The sequence below is a fragment of the Rouxiella chamberiensis genome, from assembly GCF_026967475.1.
Classification (GTDB): Bacteria; Pseudomonadota; Gammaproteobacteria; order Enterobacterales; family Enterobacteriaceae; genus Rouxiella; species Rouxiella chamberiensis.
Map to the genome: position 1 here is coordinate 739,601 of NZ_CP114058.1, position 18,132 is coordinate 757,732.

Annotated in this window: 9 protein-coding genes, 1 tRNA gene and 3 pseudogenes; 4 read left to right on the forward strand and 9 right to left on the reverse strand. The window is 54.0% G+C overall.

The genetic code is table 11. The features are described from left to right. Positions 1 to 14: 14 nt before the first annotated feature. Complete coding sequence (locus tag O1V66_RS03570; RefSeq protein WP_269128101.1) at positions 15 to 593, reverse strand: shikimate kinase; 579 nt, start codon at positions 591 to 593, stop codon at positions 15 to 17. Between the two features lie 119 nt (positions 594 to 712). Between O1V66_RS03570 and O1V66_RS03575 the strand changes: the two genes are divergently transcribed. Further along, positions 713 to 1,381, forward strand: a complete 669-nt coding sequence (locus tag O1V66_RS03575) for a hypothetical protein (RefSeq protein ID WP_045047147.1) — start codon at positions 713 to 715, stop codon at positions 1,379 to 1,381. 13 nt (positions 1,382 to 1,394) lie between these two features. Here O1V66_RS03575 and O1V66_RS03580 read toward each other — a convergent pair whose 3' ends face one another. Both O1V66_RS03580 and O1V66_RS03585 read right to left on the reverse strand, forming a co-directional pair. Further along, positions 1,395 to 2,606, reverse strand: coding sequence for a sugar transporter (locus O1V66_RS03580; protein WP_187329791.1), 1,212 nt, complete (start codon positions 2,604 to 2,606; stop codon positions 1,395 to 1,397). Positions 2,607 to 3,016: 410 nt separating this feature from the next. Beyond that, entirely contained in the window at positions 3,017 to 4,267 is a 1,251-nt protein-coding gene (locus tag O1V66_RS03585; protein ID WP_330873458.1) for an alpha/beta hydrolase-fold protein, read from the reverse strand. Positions 4,268 to 5,144: 877 nt separating this feature from the next. On the opposite strand from O1V66_RS03585, the pseudogene O1V66_RS03590 reads away from it, so the two are divergent. Together O1V66_RS03590 and iroC are read left to right on the forward strand one after the other, a co-directional pair. Further along, positions 5,145 to 6,258: pseudogene (locus O1V66_RS03590) on the forward strand (glycosyltransferase). A 105-nt stretch (positions 6,259 to 6,363) separates the two neighbouring features. After that, positions 6,364 to 10,057 (forward strand): annotated as a pseudogene (gene iroC, locus O1V66_RS03595) (salmochelin/enterobactin export ABC transporter IroC). Positions 10,058 to 10,109: 52 nt separating this feature from the next. Here the strand turns inward: iroC and O1V66_RS03600 are convergent. From O1V66_RS03600 to O1V66_RS03620, 5 genes and pseudogenes are all read right to left on the reverse strand, one after another. Then, on the reverse strand, positions 10,110 to 10,856 hold the full coding sequence (locus O1V66_RS03600) for an alpha/beta hydrolase (protein ID WP_241481377.1): 747 nt from the start codon (positions 10,854 to 10,856) through the stop codon (positions 10,110 to 10,112). 352 nt (positions 10,857 to 11,208) lie between these two features. Then, positions 11,209 to 13,536, reverse strand: a complete 2,328-nt coding sequence (locus O1V66_RS03605; protein ID WP_045047144.1) for a TonB-dependent siderophore receptor — start codon at positions 13,534 to 13,536, stop codon at positions 11,209 to 11,211. Positions 13,537 to 13,910: 374 nt separating this feature from the next. Beyond that, a pseudogene (locus O1V66_RS03610) lies at positions 13,911 to 14,021 on the reverse strand (Arm DNA-binding domain-containing protein); the annotation flags it as partial. A gap of 173 nt (positions 14,022 to 14,194) precedes the next feature. After that, positions 14,195 to 14,270, reverse strand: a tRNA-Asn gene (locus tag O1V66_RS03615). A gap of 198 nt (positions 14,271 to 14,468) precedes the next feature. Next, the gene (locus tag O1V66_RS03620; RefSeq protein WP_045047143.1) at positions 14,469 to 15,677 is read right to left on the reverse strand and encodes an aminotransferase class I/II-fold pyridoxal phosphate-dependent enzyme; all 1,209 of its coding nucleotides are present in this window, start codon (positions 15,675 to 15,677) and stop codon (positions 14,469 to 14,471) included. A 237-nt stretch (positions 15,678 to 15,914) separates the two neighbouring features. Here O1V66_RS03620 and O1V66_RS03625 point away from each other — a divergent pair, with 237 nt between their 5' ends. After that, complete coding sequence (locus O1V66_RS03625; RefSeq protein WP_045047142.1) at positions 15,915 to 17,120, forward strand: glutamine amidotransferase-related protein; 1,206 nt, start codon at positions 15,915 to 15,917, stop codon at positions 17,118 to 17,120. An 87-nt stretch (positions 17,121 to 17,207) separates the two neighbouring features. Here O1V66_RS03625 and O1V66_RS03630 read toward each other — a convergent pair whose 3' ends face one another. After that, complete coding sequence (locus O1V66_RS03630; RefSeq protein WP_045047141.1) at positions 17,208 to 18,128, reverse strand: dihydrodipicolinate synthase family protein; 921 nt, start codon at positions 18,126 to 18,128, stop codon at positions 17,208 to 17,210. Positions 18,129 to 18,132 lie beyond the last annotated feature (4 nt).

Below are 18,132 nucleotides of genomic sequence, written 5' to 3' on the forward strand. Positions count from 1 at the left end.
GTCCAGCTTTCCAATTAATAAAAAAGGCCTGACGTCATGTCAGGCTTTTTTGTTTCCAGAGGCTGCCGATTCAGTGTCGCAATAAACTTCTCTGCCTCGCGAGGCGAACGCAATCTTACAAAGCGTATACGGTTTTTCAGGGGCGAGGCCATCATTGCCTGATAGCTCTGACGATTTTTATAATAGGTCTTTAGTGTCCAGAGGATAATCGATTCGCGGCTGAAAAAACTTTGCCTGAAAGTCTCGCGATTTCCGGTGCCTGCCCACAGTTCCTTTTTAGTCCAGATTCGTGCGAGCGCCCGTTTGACGGCCTGATACAACGTACGCGGGAAGCTGTAGTCAATCCAGATAACCATATCGATGCTGCGCCACTTGACGGGGGTCGAGCGCTTGTAGTTGCCGTCCAGTACCCACGAAGGCTCGACCAGCGCCCGCTCGAGTTTTTCCAGAAACTCGGCGTCGGTGCTTTGCGTCCAGTGAGCTTTCCAGAACAGGGCATCCATTTCGATATAGGGAAGGGAAAGTTCTTGCGCCAGCGCCCTGGCAAAGGTGGATTTCCCGCTGCCACTGGTGCCAATAACATTAATCTTCACGGTTTACTCCCTTAAATAGCCGCAGCCGAGTGCAATGGGTGAAATGTTGTAGTTTGCCCATCACGGGCAGATTTATGCTAGGCCAACTACATATTTCATAATAATGAACGGAGCAACGCATGCCAAATTCCCCGTCCGGCGCCCTCAATTCCATTCCCGCAAGCTCGATGGTTCGGCAATTGCTGACCACCTCACGCGACGAAAACCCGCACGCCATTGCCCGGCTGGACAATACCTCGGCCCAGCCGTGCAGTTCGCGCGCTCGGTCGCGCTACATGCCTTATTCCATTCCCCGAGCGCGATATCATAAAGAGCCGTCGCCGCAGCCGCTTGATCTCAGGGTTAAAAGTCAGAAACCTTCTTCACCGGTCGCCTCGACATCCGCCACGGTTCAATCTATCCAAACCCCCTATGCCGACAAATTTATGGCGATCCCGGAAGTCGAAAGAGAGCGGCTGTACAATAACATGATGGCGCGGGCTATCAGACTGACCGTGCCAATCGACTATACCGGGGCCAATGTTTCTCTCGAAATGCGGGCGGCGGGCATGGCTTATCTTATGGGTATTCCTGTCTATCATCCGCTCGTTATCCGGGATATCGCGCAGAGAACGATGCTGACGGCTACGCGATTGCAAACGGCGGTGCTGCACTTTTCACGCGCATACCAGTTGCATGAACAACGTAATGGCACGCCGTTGAGGGGGCAGGGAGAGGTTTTTGAATTGATGCAGAGAATTGCGGAAAAAGCTCCTGTTCCTTCTTCAAGTAAAGGAACAGGAGAGTAAGACGGCAGGCTTATTAGTGAAGCACGCTGCCTTCTGTCATCGCCGATTCGGCAAAGTTCTTGCCATAGCGGCGCAGCGTATAGATGGCCAGACCCAACCCAATCAGCCCGAAGATGCCGCCGGCAAAGCCGATATCTTCCATGTTGAGCTGCGTACTCACCTGACTGCCAATCAGCGCACCGCCGCCGATGGCGATGTTGATGATGCCAGACAGCAGAGACATCGCCACATCGGTGGCATCGGGCGCCATCGACAACACTTTGACCTGCAAGCTCAAGCCTATCATCGTCATTGCCATGCCCCAGAACAGCGACATGATAATCAGGCTGGTGGAGTTAACCGACAGCGGAAGCAGCAGCATCAGACTCAGCATCAGCACGGTGACCGCAGTAATCAGCACGCCCGACGGGAAGCTGTGATTCAGGCGCGTAAAGATGTAACTGCCGATGATACCTGCCAACCCGAACAGCAGCAGTAGCAGGGTAGTAAAGTTTTCACCAAAGCCCGCAACGCGTTGCAGGAACGGCTCGATATAGCTGTACGCCGTGTAATGCGCCGCGAAAACGATCATGGTCAGCACGTAAATCAGCACCAGCGCAGGGCGTTTAAACAGCTCGGGTACGCTTTTCAGAGAGCCGGAGTTGTTGCTTGGCAGTGGCGGCAGCAGCTTGATGATAAGAATCATGGTAATAAAGGCGCCGCCCGCAATGATAAGGAAGGTCGCACGCCAGCCGAGCAGTTGCCCGATAACCCTGCCCAGCGGCAGACCCAGCACCATCGCGAGAGCCGTACCCGTCGTCAGCAGACCCAGCGCCTGCGCTTTTTTGCCCGGAGGCGCAACGCGCAGCGCCAGAGAGGCGGTTATCGACCAGAACACGGCGTGAGAAGTGGCGATACCGATTCGCGAGACCATCAAGGTCATGAAGTTCCAGGCAAAGCCCGAAAGAATGTGGCTACAGATAAACACCACGAACACACCAATCAGCAGCTTGCGACGTTCCATCTTGCCGGTCAACAGCATAAGCGGCAGGGACAGCAGGGCGACTACCCACGCGTATACCGTCAGCATGATGCCGACCTGCGCCGCCGTCATGGAGAAGCTTTGCGCGATATCCGTCAGCAACCCGACAGGCGCAAATTCGGTGGTGTTAAAGATAAATGCTGCCAGAGCCAGGCTGAGTACCCGGAACCAGCCTTCTGAACGAGTAGACATTGTATTTTGCATAAATAAAAAACCAGGAAAATTATGAATGAAAAAACCTGAACTCTGGCCCGAAGGCCAAGCTCTGCTATGATCCTGCAAAAAGCGAGGGATCCTGCCAAGAAACTGTGATACTGCCGAAAAACCAGACCAGGCTGAAATCTATGATTCAGCTGGAAAATTAGGCTTTTCCGTTTCAGGTTAAGCGGGTTAAAGAAAGAGCGTAGCAGATAAAAGTGTGATCTAAAGCACGTGATGAACATTCTACATTCAGAATTGAAGCTGTGTCGTTCATTTTTTGCCTTAAATGGGCAATATCGTTGATGTTTTTCGCTCATCACAGTAATTGTGACGAGCATGTTTTCAGAAAGATTTACCTGTGAATTTTATGTGACGGACTGGGTGCTTAATAGGCCGGAAATTCCGAAGAGAAGTTAATGGTGCGATAAAGCAGCCAGCCCGTCGATAATCGCGCCGCGCCACCAGGCAAAATCATGGCCGCCAGTGTAGACAGCAAGATGACTGTCAACGCCAGCGGCAAGGAGGCGTTGGTGCAACTGCTCGAGATGCGTCACGGTGAAGCCTTCCAATGAACCGACGCAGAGTCTGACATGCACCTCTTGTGGCGGCGTGGACAGCAAATGTTCACTTACCCACGAGGTATCGTTTTCGCTAAAGCCGGGATCGCGCTTACGTTTTTGTGGCATCCACCACATGGAAGGCGAGTGACTGAGCACAGTGCCGAAAACGTCGGGGGCGTGCATCGCGGCCATCAGCGCGGTGACGCCGCCCAGACTTTGGCCGCAAAGCACGGTTTTTGAACGGCCAGCCCAGATTTTATCGGGGTAATCGGCCATTACCTGCGGCACCAGTTTCTCGGCAATATCGAGCACCAATTCGCTCTGACCGCCGAGGATTGCCGCGCGATCGACTTCATCCAGATTATCGATGCCGAGCACGGCGGTTGGGCCAATGCGGCCGTTAGTCAAAGCAACATCAAGGGCGCCGAGTATACCGACGTGATCAAACCACTTCTCTGCATCAAGCAAAACCAGCAGCCCCAGTGGCGTGGTGTCTGCAACGTCCGGGAGATAGAGGCGAACCGCGGCGCTGATGACCGGCGACCACGGGGTTGAACGTGACCCCTCACCGCGAGGAGTGAGGGGGGCGCCTGCCCATTCGGGCTGCGCGGGCGCTTTATCGAGAGCAAGAATGGACTCCTCTGCAATGCCGCGAACGTTGATTTTTCCGGTTTTATTCAACGGATCGGATTGGCCTACAAACGGCGTAAAACGCCCGCCCAGCATGGCGACGACTTCAGGCGACGTCCCCAATGGAATTTCCGTAAAGGTATAGGTGCCTCGGTAAGTGGCGGGCAGTCGCAGCGTTAATGTCCAGATATCACTGGAAGGGACGCGTGTCATCATCCCCATAGGCACATTGATTTTGTCGGTCACACGATTCAGGAAAACATAAACGCCTTGCAACGAATCTGACGCGCGCCATAAAAAGGTGACGTCGCGTTCATCCTGACTCCCCTGAACTTCAGTGACCAGCGGGACGTCGATTGACTCCATATCATGCCAAAATTGAGGAATATCCAGTGACTTCTGCGTTGCCAGCTGTTTGATAAAGCGTGCGGCCGCAGCGGCATCATGAGGGGGAAAAAGCGGGATATGACGCATTTTGATCATCCATGAAATCGTTGAGGTGATTATTTGTGTAAACAGTATCTTGTAAACAGTATCGTGTGAACGATATTGCGTGAACAATTATTATATTGGAAGTTAGCCTGTTCATCATAACCCCATTCATAAAAATAGGTCACACCTTGAAACCGTCCGTTGCGTTATTAAATAACGTTCGAAGGTCGATGTCACGATAAAAAGTAACATTACGCTTAGTAGACATGATACGCAGATAATTTAATGGGTAGATAAATAATAAGGTTATTTCATTTTATTTCCAGTTGTAATTAAGGAGCTGGTTTTATTTGTTACCCCGAGTTAATAAAGGGGTAATAAGGAGGTGGGTAATTAATAATAAAAAACCTGTGGTAATAAAAGGTTAATATTGAAAATTAAATAATAAAGAGCAATATGCCTTTTACACGCGGTCTCGTCCTGTGCTAGCGTAATAAGCGAAGTCCAGAATTAAAGGCACAAAGGAAATATTTCCCTCACGCTTTGTCTCAGTATTATTGCCCCATTAATAATTGCCGAGATAATGCTTCTGGGCTTTGCTCTGACAAGGTTTCACCTGTTGGAGTCTGCTGTACTGCACGTTGAAATGATGATCTCTAGCTTAGGGTTACTATATTACTCTTTATAGGTAGGCAGGAATAATTAAACCTATTCCTGAAAGGGGTTTTATCAGATTAAATAGAAATAACTTACATTGTTTAAGGGTTTACAGTCATCGAAGAATTAATTCCTTTAATTCGACGGAGACGGGATATCTATTTTTCGAATAATAGCCTGACGGCAAATGTTGCGACCTCCGCAGGGGTAGGGTTGTGTAATAGTGCCTAATAAGTATGTCAGGCAGGAGAGGGATTTTCTCATGCGTATTCTTTTTGTTGGTCCACCTTTATATGGTTTGTTATACCCGGTTCTTTCTCTGGCTCAGGGTTTTCGCGTTAACGGACATGAAGTCCTGATCGCAAGTTCAGGCAAATTTGCTCAAAAGGCGGCAGAGGCCGGACTGGTAGCATTCGATGCTGCTCCCGGATTCGATTCGGAGGCGGATTATCGGCGTCGCGAAGATCTGCGTAAGCAAAGTAACGCCGGTACCAAAATGGGGAATTTTTCTTTCTTCAGCGAAGAAATGGCTGACCGGCTGATTGAATTTGCGGGCCAGTGGAAACCTGATTTGATCGTCTATCCTCCCCTTGGCGTGGTCGGGCCGTTAATTGGGGCAAAGTTTAACATTCCCGTGGTCATGCAAAGCGTCGGCTTCGCTCACACTCCCTGGCATATCAAAGGCGTAACCCGTTCTCTTTCAGATGCCTACTCACGTCATGGTGTTGATGTGCCGCCGCGCGATCTGGCATGGATAGACGTCACACCACCGAGTATGAGCATTCTTCAGAATGACGGGGAGCCGGTTATCTCCATGCAGTATGTGCCCTATAACGGAGGCGCGGTGTGGGAAACATGGTGGGACAGAAACGCCGGGCCGCAAACGTCTGTTGGTGAGTCTGGGCACCGTCAAACCGATGGTTGATGGGCTGGACTTGATTTCGTGGGTCATGGACTCGGCTCATGAGGTGGATGCCGAAATCATCCTGCATCTCTCCGCCAATGCGCGCGCCGATTTGCGAGAGCTGCCACCGAACGTGCGCCTCGTTGACTGGATCCCGATGGGGGTATTCCTTAATGGCGCCGATGGTTTTATCCATCACGGCGGTGCGGGAAATACGCTGACGGCCCTGCACGCAGGGATCCCGCAAATTGTATTTGGCGAAGGGGCAGATCGCCCTGTCAATGCCAAAACGGTGGTGGATCGAGGCTGCGGGATAATCCCCGGCGAGAATGGCTTAAGCAGCGACCTCATTAATTCCTTCCTGTGTGACACCAGGCTTCGCGCGGCATCGGTACAGGTCGCCGCAGAAATGGCGGCACAGGCCACGCCGTCAGAAGTGGCTGAACGCCTTGTTGCCCTATTGCAACACTAAAAGCGAAAACAGGCTGATTGCAGCCACCCCATGACGCGAGTCATGGGTTTTTCTTTATTGACTATGTACGACTGATTATTTTACTACTCATTAACAGGAGGGTTGATGCCCACTACTCATTCTTCAACGCCAGCGGGCTCATGGATAGTCCGACTTGCTGGCGTGTGCTGGGAACGCAAGAAGCTCAGTATTATTGTCGTGCTGGCCTCGGTCAGTACCATTCTTCTGGCTGCAATGGCGCCTTTGCTGACCCGTCAGGCGGTTAACGACGCTTTGGCGGGCAATTCGGCACAGCTGCCGTGGCTCGCGGGCGGACTGCTTTTCATCGCACTCTTTGATTTTGTCGGCAACTATATACGCCGTGGCTATGCGGGAGAACTCTCGCTCTGGGTCCAGCATACGTTGCGGGGCCGAGTCTTTGACAGTATCCAGAAATTGGATGGCGCCGGGCAAGATGCGCTGCGTACCGGGCAGGTGATTTCGCGAACCAATAGCGACCTGCAACAGGTGCATATGCTGCTCCAGATGTGTCCGGTTCCACTGGCCGTGCTGACCTATTATATCGCGGGACTTGCCGTCATGCTGTGGATGTCGCCGTCGATGACGCTTATCGTCGTGCTGGTGCTGGCCGGTTTGGCCACCACCGCACTGCGTGCCCGCCGCCGTGTTTTTGCCCAGACGGGCATGGCGTCCGACAAGCTTGCCAACCTGACAGAACACATGCGCGAAGTATTGGCGCAGATCTCCATTGTTAAATCCTGCGTCGCGGAACTGCGTGAGATGCGGTGGCTGGACAGTCAGTCGCGCCACATGGTGCGGGTGAGAATTGGCGCGGCCATTGCACAGGCGATGCCTGGCGCAACCATGCTGGCGCTGCCGGTGCTCGGGCAGATTGTGCTGCTTGGATTTGGCGGCTGGTCGGTGATGGCGGGGCGTATCGACCTCGGCACTTTCGTCGCCTTTGCCAGCTTCCTCGCCATGCTCACCGGCCCAACCCGCGTGCTGGCCTCGTTTCTGGTGATTGGGCAGCGCACGCAGGCGTCGGCCGAGCGTGTTTTCACTCTGATTGACACCGAATCACAGATGCAGGATGGGACGCAGAGTGTAGACGGTAACGTCGTCGGGTTGACGCTGGATGATGTTGGATTTGGCTACGGCAAAGGCGCTAACGTGCTGAGCAACGTCTCGTTTTCTATCAAGACAGGGGAGACAGTTGCCGTCGTTGGCGCGTCGGGTTCCGGGAAATCGACGTTGTCGATGCTGCTCGCACGCTTTTACGATCCCACTCAGGGAACGCTGTGGCTCGACACGTCGCGGGGGAAGCAGAACATTGCCGACCTGCAACTCGAGGCGCTGCGCCGCGCCGTTGGGGTTGTGTTTGAAGATACTTTCCTCTTTGCGGGCACGGTAGCGGAAAATATTGCCTATGGTCACCCTGATGCAACGGAGGAGAGCATTCGTCGTGCGGCCGATGCCGCCGGAGCTACGGGCTTTATTTCCGCGCTGCCTAACGGTTTTAAAACCCGTCTCGCCGAACGTGCTTCCAATCTTTCCGGTGGGCAACGTCAGCGTATCGGGCTTGCTCGCGCGCTGCTGACGGCACCTAGCCTGCTGATTCTGGATGACACCACGTCGGCGGTGGATGCCGGGACCGAGTCCGAGATAAACGCCGCGCTCGGGCATTATGCCGATGAAAGCCACATGCTGCTGGTTATCGCGCGCCGACGTTCGACCTTGCAGTTAGCCAGCAAAATTGTGGTGCTGGAGGAAGGGCGCGTTGCCGATGTCGGCACGCAGGCTGAGCTTGAGGCGCGTTGTCCGGCATTCCGTGCCCTGATGTCCGGCGCGGGTGATTTGCTCGAGAAGCCACTCTCTACTCACGCGCAGCTGTGGCCGGAGCCTGCCCTTTCTCGGGGCGATGAAGAGAACAACGCCGAGCCAGCCAAACGCAGCGAAGGGTTCCGCGAACGCATGAGTCGCGTGCCGGAAAGGGCGGTGCAGATGGCCCGGGAGGGTCAGGGAAGACGCGTCGCCTCGCTATTATCTCCCGTCGCCTGGATGTACCTGGTTGCCGCCTTGCTGATCGCCGTGGATTCGGCGGCGAGCGTAGGCGTACTGGTGCTGCTGCAACGGGGCATTGATATGGGCGTCGCGGCGGGCAATCTGACCCTTATCGGCACCTGTGCAGCCTTTGCTCTCGTGCTGGTTATCATCAGCTGGTGCTGTTACGCGTTGCAGACCGTAGTGTCGTCGCGCGCGGCAGAGACGGTGCAGCATACGGTTCGCCTACGCAGCTTCGGACATTTGTTGCGACTGGGCATGCCTTACCACGAGCAGCACGCCGATACCCGCCTGACTCGCATGACCGTTGACGTTGACGCGTTGGCGCGATTTCTGCAAAACGGTCTCGCCGGTGCAGCAACCAGTCTGATCACCATGCTGGCGATTGCGATTGCCATGTTCTGGCTCGATCCGGTTCTGGCCTGTGTGGCCCTGAGCGCCGTTCCGGTGGTGATTCTGGCGACGCTGGTCTATCGCCGTTTGAGTTCGCCCGCCTATGCAAAGGCGCGTATCGAGATTGGCAAAGTAAACAGCAGCCTGCAGGAGAAAGTCACGGGACTGCGCGTGGTCCAGTCTCACGGGCAGCAGGGTGCAGAAGCGGCACGTTTGCGTTCGCTATCTGACCGTTTTCGGGCCACCCGCGTGCGGGCACAAAAATATCTTGCCGTCTATTTTCCGTTCCTGACGTTTTGTACCGAAGCGGCCTACGCGGCCGTGCTGTTGGTGGGGGCCTCGCGCGTTGCCGAAGGTGAGATGACCGCCGGTGTGATGGCGGCCTTCTTCCTGTTACTGGGTCAGTTCTACGGGCCGATTCAGCAGCTGTCGGGCATTGTCGACGCCTATCAGCAGGCCTCGGCCAGTGCCAGACATATCGATGATCTACTGGCAACCGAAGGCGCTGAAGATGTGCGGCCGTCGGACTCGTCGGCTCTCGTGCCTTTACAAGGTGCACTGACGCTGGAAAACGTCACGTTCCGTTATCCGGGCAGCAGTGATCCTGCCCTGGACCAGCTTAGCCTGTCGATTCCGGAAGGCGCGGTTGTCGCCGTTGTCGGACGCAGTGGGGCAGGGAAATCTACGCTGGTGAAGCTGATAGCCGGGCTTTATACGCCGACGGAAGGCAAGATTCGTATCGGGACACGGACTATCGATGAGCATTTGCTCGCCGATTATCGTGCTCAGGTCGGGTTGGTCGAGCAGGATGTGGCGTTGTTCAGCGGCGATATTGCCGGAAATATCCGCTATCCGCGCCCAGCAAGTAGCGACGCGGAAGTTGAACATGCGGCAAAGCAGGCAGGGCTTTTCGACACGGTAAGGAACTTGCCGCGAGGATTCCGCACGCCTGTAAACAACGGCGGGGCAGATCTCTCTTCAGGACAGCGTCAGCTCGTTGCTCTGGCGCGTGCGCAGCTTGCCAATGCCCACGTTTCTGCTGCTCGACGAAGCGACGGCGCGTTTGGATCGCGCTTCGGAAGAGACCCTCATGACCTCACTCGCAGAGGGGGCTCATCGCGATGGACGAACGGCGCTGGTGGTCGCGCACCGACTCACTACGGCCCGCCGCTGTGACGCAATAGCCGTGATGGAAGCCGGGCGTGTCGCCGAATATGGCACCCACGACGCGCTGCTGGCGAAGGGCGGATTGTATGCCCGACTGTGGCGTGACAGCACGGGAACTCAGGCTTCCGACATGAAGCCTTCAGAAGTCCCGCATGATGAGGCAGAGGTGATCGCGTAACGGCGAGATAGTAATACCCGACATTGCCAGGCCGGCAATGTCGGGTTGAGGATTAGTTCGGGCAGGGCGCCATTGCATTGGTGCTCTGCTGTTCCGTGGCGATGTTTAACAGCGCACGCGGGAGAGAAGCGGTAAACATTTGACCATGACTAAGTGCGGGATCTGACCAATAAGAGACCGCCAGACCTGCGCCATGCAGCGCTTCAAGCGTGCTGCGAAGCTTGTGCAGAACCTCCGGCGCGGTTTCAGATCTGATATTTTTCCCCGGCGTGTCGTCCCCTTCATAAAGAGACAGCTGCTTGTTACAGCGTGTCGCGTTGTCGTTTTCCCCGAGTCTATCGACCAAAACCGCGTAATTTTGATTCAACGACGGGCTGGCGGAGTAATAAAGGTGAAACAGCGATGAGGAAGAGAGATAAGTATCCAGTACAAATACCCCGCCGTAGGAATGCCCCCAAATACCTCTTTTAGATTGGTCGATTTTCAGGCCTTTTTCGACATTGGGCACAATGTTATCTTCCAGCAAATCACGAAAAAGATGCGCGCCGCCATTCTCGCGGCCGTGTAAGTCAGGAGAAGGCAAATTCGGCACGGGCGGCGTGTAATCATACGCTCGGGCGATGACGTCAAAAGGCAGGGCAGTCTGATAGCCAACGGCCACGATTACCGGTGGCGTGCCTGCTGAAAGCTGCTTGAGAAGGGGTTCGGAAAGTTTGTCCATCGCAGCGTTTCCGTCGAGCAGATAAAGCACGGGATAACCCGCAGGCGGCGGGCGCTTATCGGGAACGCCCGTCCACACCTTGTAATGCCTTCTGCCATCGACTGAGTCAAACGTGCTCACTGAAAAATGATAATAAGCAGACCCTTTGTCGGCGATATTAGGACCGAGAGGCGCCATGTTAGGGCGGGCGTAACTGTTTGCGGCAAAGCAGAGCGTTAAAATGAGGGCAACAACAGGCCTTGCGAGATGTCGGTTTTTCCAGCGCGATAATACACGGCTCATATAAAATTTCTCAATTAATTCAATCGGATAAATAATCTATTTTTATGCGGCTTCAATAACGATAACGCGTGACGGTGAGTTCTTTCTGTTTATTGACCAAACCCGCCTCGCTGTCGACAAGGCGGGTTTTCGGTGGCGGAATGCGCTATCAGAAGTGCATGCCCAGCTCCATATAGAACGTGCGACCCGACTCATTGTAGGTTCGCGCGCCCGCGCCATAGGCAAAGGTTGGCGAAGTGCCTGAAGTCAGAGCGTTACCCTCGCGGAAGTGACGTTTATCCAGAATATTATCGACACCCGCCGTGACGTCGATATCCTTGTTTACGCTGTAAACCGCGCTCATGCCAAATAGGGCGTAAGGGGAGACTTGCCAGGTTTCCGTGTCAGACGTGTCGCCGCCCTGAGAGTTATACTTCTGTGGTTTTTGCCTGCCATACCACGTCATCGTGCCCTCTACCGCCAGATTGCTGGTGGCCTGCCAGTCGAGGGTCGAGTTGATGGTAAATTTCGGAATAATGGTCAGGTAATCGCCGGTGGTATCGTTCTTGTTGTCGATGATGTAAGTAAAGTTGTTGTTCATCGTGACCGTTTCGCTGATCGGGAAGTTTAATGTCCCTTCCAGCCCCTGCACTATCGATTTTGGCACGTTTGCCCATTTGTAGACGTCAGAAGTGCCGTTGTCATATTCTGGGGAGTAACCTGCTTCAATCTTGTTGTGGTAATCATTGCGATACCATGTCAGACCCGCCTGAACGCCGTCATGATGGAACTCGATGCCAATCTCTTTATTGACGCTCGTCTCTGCTTTTAAATCCTTGTTGCCTTGCAAATAACAGCTTACAGAGCTGGCGTAACAGCCGTTGCCGCTGCTGTATAACAGGTAGTTAGGGTTGGTTTGATAGAGATTTGGAGCTTTCCATGCTCGGGCGATGCCCATTTTCAGCGTGAAATTATCACCCAGATCCTGCGACAGATTCAGTGAAGGACTCACGTTGCCGCCGGTGTAAGTCTGGTGGTTAAAACGAATTCCTGGAGTCAGACGTGTCGAGTCGGTGAGATCGATATTGTCCTCGGTGTAAATACCGTAGATATCCGCCGAACTGTAGTTGCTGCGATTCGTGCTGGATACACCCTCTACCGTCGAGGTCGTCGTCACGGTGTTGGAGGTCGGGTCAGCCATCGTTTGATGGTTCATTTCCGCGCCGAAGGTTACCGTCTGAGGAACCCCCAGTTCGAACGGAATATTCACTTCGGAATGCAAGTTGGTATCGTTCAGCGTGATGGTCGAGAAACCCGGATTAGTGGTGCTGAACAGTCCCTCCAGTCCGCCTGACAGGCCCTCATTCAGACGGGTATTACGCGTTTTTTCAAACTGGATATAGTTATTGGTGGTGATGCCGTTGTCCCAGGCGCCGGTATATTTCAGCGACAGCGACTGACGATAGATAATGTTGGTTTCTTTACCGTAGTTGGCTTTCACCAGCGTGCTGCTGTTGGTATTCTGGGTGTCGCCGGCGTACAGATTCCCCTGACGGCTAAATCCGGCAGAGAGCTCCAGCGCCTGCATGCGCGCGAAGTCCCAACGCAGTACCCCATTGATATTCTTGTTGATAACCCCTTCGCGACCCGCCGGGATCTGGCCGGCATATTTACCGGTACGTTCCGCCGCGCGCCCGGCATTGATGTTTTGACCATCGGCCTGAGTCTTGCTCCAGTTGCCGTAGAGGCGCATGGTCAGATTGTCGGTCAGCGCACCGCTCAGGCTGGCGTTGTAGCGTTTAGTCGCGCCTTCCTCTTTGTGTTCCGGTACGTTGTAGTAGGTATTGAAATTACCGTGCCACGCAGGTTCCGCCTGTTTGGTGATGATGTTTACCACGCCACCCATAGCGCCGTTGCCGTACAGCGCTGCCGCCGGGCCGCGGATCACCTCGATGCGGTCGATCATTTCAGGCGGCACCCAGTTGCTGTCACCACGGGTGTCACGGTCACCTCGCCAGCCATACCGCACCGAGTTTTTACTGCTCACCGGCATGCCGTCCACCAGAATCAGGGTATTCTCCGGCCCCATGCCGCGAATATCTATCTGGCGATTGTTACCACGCTGACCGCTGCTGGAGTTACCCGTGAGATTGACTCCCGGCATGGTACGAATGATTTCTGAAACGTCGCGCTGGATAGGGTGCTTTTTTATCGCTTCACTGTCGATGATTGACACGCCCGGCGCTTGCAGCGTCTGCTCTCGGGCGGTAACTACCATCGTATCTTCATGACTGCTCTTATCGTCGGCAACCACGGGTTTTTGCTTTTGTTCACTGGTCCTGGAAACATCTCCCTGTTTCTGCTGATCGTTCACATTTGTTTGCGGCTGTACCTGAGTTGTTCCGGCGCTAATATCGTCTGCCTGCGCCAAAGGTACGACCAGAATTCCCGCAATGAGCGAACTCAAAAGCGAATAGTTAAAGGTAACTTTCCTCATAATAGCCAACACCTACCCTGTGTTAAAAACAATGCAAATAAGAAGCAGAATTATAATGAGAATGATTATTGATTACAATTAGGAGTTTTCTTACACAAAGACACTGAAATTTAAGGGGTTTATTTAGCGGTGTTTTAAGTGCAGGGGGATAATTGAGGAGGTTTAGGCAGACGTGTTTTTCATGCCGGAACTCTTTTTCTTATAGTGCTCAGTATGATTGGTTTTGCAGTTCTATTTTTCATTTATTAACGGGCATCGGTCGTAAGGGAACCTTGCGAGTATTCTGGCGGGAGCGTTGAAAGCATCATTTTGACGGCCATCGCCGATATTGCATGGATACTTTACAACATCTTGATGCGATATTTGAGATATCAAAGAAGCGAGCCGCCTGTATTGACTAAAAGGTAAAGACCGTGGGAATCAGAGATTTTAAAAGGTTTGTCAGAAGGCTTGAGGCTACGGATTTTAGTATCGTTCAGAGACATTTGGAGGTCACTCCATAATCGAACCGAAATGACCCCAAATCTGACCACCCATCTTTCCCGATACGAAATGATAACTAACAATGCATCGGGAAGCGTTTTTAAAGCTGTAGCAGGCGCAACCCGCTAAAAGCAAAAAGCCCGCGTCAGTTGCCTGATGCGGGCTTTTCTAAATTTGGCTCCTCTGACTGGACTCGAACCAGTGACATACGGATTAACAGTCCGCCGTTCTACCGACTGAACTACAGAGGAATCGTTTGAACGGGGCGAATAATAACGACTGCCGCGGTGCATGTCAAAGAACAACTGCAAAAATATGCTCGACTGCTGCTAGTTTGCTCAAGTTGTTGAGATTTGAGCCGAATCGCCCGCTTAAAGCCAGGTTGCCGAGCAGCTTTCACCCTTTTATTCCTCTATGCCCGAAACGTCGTTGCACCCATTCCCTTTCAATCAGGATAATGCCTTGCAGGCGCGGGTTATTCTCTCGCACGCTTCGTCAAGACGGGCATCGTCTATGGCGTAGGCGATACGCAGATACGGTGAGGCACCAAAGGCGGAGCCTTGCAGCGTAGCGACATGCGCGGCGTCCAGCAGGTACTCGGCAAAATCGACATCGCTTGCAATCTTCTGCCCCGTCGGCGTTGTTTTACCGATCATACCCGAACAGTTGGCGAAGACGTAGAAAGCGCCGGGCGGCAGGTCGGCATGCAGTCCTTCTATATTTGCCAGACAATCCATTATTTTCTGGCGGCGGGTGGCGAGTACGGCGCGCCATTCATCAAGGAAAGCGCTGTCCTGCTCGAGCGCCACCACGGTGGCAGCCTGCGAAATCGAGCTTGGATTCGAGGTGCTCTGCGACTGCAAAATCTGCATGGCGGCGATGAGCCAGGCGGGACCGCCTGCATAACCGATGCGCCAGCCTGTCATCGAATAGCCCTTCGAGACGCCATTGACGGTCAGTATTCTATCCTTGAGGCGCGGTTCGACCTGTGCAAGGGTTGCGAAAAGGGCAGGAGGATGACTGATGTGTTCATAGATATCATCGGCCATAATCAATACATGCGGAGCGTTGAGCAGAACCTCGGCCAGAGCCGCCAGTTCCCGGGCGCTGTATATGGCGCCGGTCGGGTTGTTGGGCGAGTTGAGAATCAACCAGCGGGTTTTTTCATTGATGGCGGCGGCGAGATCGGCAGGTTGCAGTTTCCAGCCATTCTCCTCCTGACAAGGCAAGATAACCGGCTCGCCATCGGCCAGCGCAACCATGTCGGGATAGGAGACCCAGTATGGCGCGGGAATAATGACCTCGTCGCCTGTGGAGACGGTCGCCAGAAGCGCGTTGAAGATCAGCTGTTTTGCGCCACTGCCGGCAATCACTTCGTTGGCAAGGTAAGTGAGTTGGTTCTCACGCTGGAATTTGTTGATGATAGCCTTTTTTAACTGGGCGGTACCTGATACGGCGGTGTATTTTGTATCACCTTGTACAATTGCCGCGATGCCCGCTTGCTTAATATGATCGGGTGTGTCGAAATCGAGCTCTCCTTCGCCAAGGTTGATAACATCTACTCCGGCGTCAGACAGCGCACGGACGCGATCGGAAATCACCGCCGTAGGAGAGGGGCGTACGCGTCGCAGGCGTGACGCAGTAAATTCAGCAGACATCTTTTTTACCCTTTTATAAGATTGAAGCAAAATTGTATTTGTTGTATCAAATAAACCAATTTAAATTATCATGGCTCCTTGAAGATTGCTCATGCTTTCTTCAGGTTTCACTGAGGTTTTCCTCAGTTTTTAATCAGGTTTTGTTCATGACTCATGAAAAGACCGGGCAGAGATTTCGTAGAAAATCACTGTAATGCCTTATTTATTAATAAAATTTTAATCCACTAGGTGAAAATTATGACTTTAACATTCGTTGCACATAACACGCCGGAACCTGCGCTGTATGGCGCGATGGCTGCGGTATTGGCCGAACAGCGAGACGCGGAACTGGCGCACCTCGCGGTAGAATGGGACAGGCAAAGCTACGCCGATGCCTGTCAGCATGTCACACCGGAAGGGCATCTGGTCACCAGCGGACTGCTCTGGCATGAACGTCTCGGGGCGATGTCGGCGGGTAAAGTCTGGCAGCTGGACGACCTGCTCAGTCTTCACGGCGGCAAAGACTACATCGTGCCGCTGGCCCCCGTTCAGCTCGCCTCCTTTACGCGGCTGGCGCGAGAGGCAAGAAATTACTCTGTCGATTATCAGCTGATTGAAATCGAACACACGGCACGCGGATTCCAGTTCTCCCGCATGGAAAATACGGAAAATCGCCCCGTGGCCTGGACTCGCGACCGCTTTGGCCGAGTCATTCCGAACACCGGTTCTGGCGGACAGTCCGGTTCGGGTCACCTGCGTATCGCGCTGATAGGCACTTATCAGGACCAGATTGCCAGTTATCCCGCCACGCTCGCGGCGCTCGGTGACGCTATCGATGCGCTGGAACTGGAAGTCGAAATCATCTGCCTGCCGCCTTGTATCTCGCCTCGGGAGTTATCAGGCGTGCTCAAGGATATCGACGGCGTGCTGTTGCCTGGAGGCTCGGACATGCGCAATGTCGCTGGGCAGATTCGTGTGGCGCATCACTGTCTGAATCACGAAATCCCTACACTGGGGCTATGTCTCGGAATGCAGACCATGGCGACGGCGGCTATTCAGCAGATGCTCGGCAGTGCGCAGGCCAATCTCGCCGAAGTTGACCCTCATGCCCAGCTCAAGACCTTTATTCCCCTCACCGATACGCCGCAGCATCCTGTACATCGACTGGGTGATGACGACATGAAACTTGTGTCCGGCACGCAGATGGCTGCGGTAATGGGAGACAAAACCCGTCTGCGCTACAATCACCGTTTTCAGCTCAACCCCTTGTTCAAGGACGAGTTGGCGGCAAACGGGCTGCTTATTTCCGGCACAGACAACAGCGGCACGATAGCCGATGCCATTGAACATACTTCGCATCCTTTCTTTCTTGGCGTACAGGGGCATCCTGAACTGACGTCGACCCCTCAATGGCCCAGCCCCCTGATTGGTGCTTTCCTGCTGGCGGCCAAGGGTAAAGCGTAACGTCTAAAGGAAAAGGCCCCGCTATGTTCGATAGCGAGGCCCGTCTCGTCTTTTCAAAAGGCCGTCTATCGGCCGTGGCGAGACAAATTACTTCATCGTCACACCGCTACGCGGGTCGGCCGCGAGGCGCAGCAATTCGGCTTTGACTTCTTCGATAACCGACCCTTCGAGATCGATTAACGGCGCACGCACGTGCTGACCGTCAAAACCGCGCAGGTTCATGGCGGCCTTGACCAGTTGCGGCTGTCCATGACGACGCGCCAGCGCACGATACGGATACCACAGCTGATGCAGTTCACGCGCCGTCGCCGCATCGCCTTTTTCAAGCGCACGGTAGGTTGCCAGAATGAGTTCCGGCAAAGCGCCGCTGTTGGTGGTGCTGATACCGTCAAAGCCGCACATCATCGGGCCGAGGAAGGCGAGGTCGGACGCGCAGAACAGACGCAGACGACCGCCGAGGCGGTTGGCAATCTGGTCGATGGCCGTCGGGTTCAGGTCGCCCTGCTTGATGCCGACCACACCTTCGATATCCGCCAGCTGTTCCAGTACTACCGGCGGCAGGGTAATGCCGATGCCCGGCGCGTTGTAGACCAGAATACCGGTGCGTGAAAGGGGAGCCATCTTCTTGAAGAAACTGACGATTTGCCCATCGGTGACTTCGGAAACAAACGGAGGCGTTACCATAGGCAATCCACCCAGTTCGCCTGCAAGCGTGGTCAGTTCACTGACGGCGCGAGCGTCCGAACCGGCGCTGCACAGCATCACCGGCACACGATCGCCGACCACCGCCATCACGTTGCGAAACATCATCGCGCGTTCGTCGGTGGTCATGGCCGGGAATTCGCCATAGGTGCCGCCAATCAAAATACCGTCGTAACCCAGCGCAATCACGCGTTCGATATTGCGTGCCAGCCCGTCAAAATCAAACTCGCCGTCGGCGGTGAAAGGAGTCACGGTAATGTTGAAAATACCGCGCAGACGCGCCTGGCTTTCATAAATGTCTTTCATTCTT

Bases quoted from the DNA above. Each gene is read 5' to 3' on its own strand.
- O1V66_RS03575 (WP_045047147.1), top strand. From the start codon at position 713: ATGCCAAATTCCCCGTCCGGCGCCCTCAATTCCATTCCCGCAAGCTCG.
- O1V66_RS03580 (WP_187329791.1), bottom strand. From the start codon at position 2,606: ATGCAAAATACAATGTCTACTCGTTCAGAAGGCTGGTTCCGGGTACTC.
- O1V66_RS03585 (WP_330873458.1), bottom strand. From the start codon at position 4,267: ATGCGTCATATCCCGCTTTTTCCCCCTCATGATGCCGCTGCGGCCGCA.
- O1V66_RS03605 (WP_045047144.1), bottom strand. From the start codon at position 13,536: ATGAGGAAAGTTACCTTTAACTATTCGCTTTTGAGTTCGCTCATTGCG.
- O1V66_RS03620 (WP_045047143.1), bottom strand. From the start codon at position 15,677: ATGTCTGCTGAATTTACTGCGTCACGCCTGCGACGCGTACGCCCCTCT.
- O1V66_RS03625 (WP_045047142.1), top strand. From the start codon at position 15,915: ATGACTTTAACATTCGTTGCACATAACACGCCGGAACCTGCGCTGTAT.
- O1V66_RS03630 (WP_045047141.1), bottom strand. From the start codon at position 18,128: ATGAAAGACATTTATGAAAGCCAGGCGCGTCTGCGCGGTATTTTCAAC.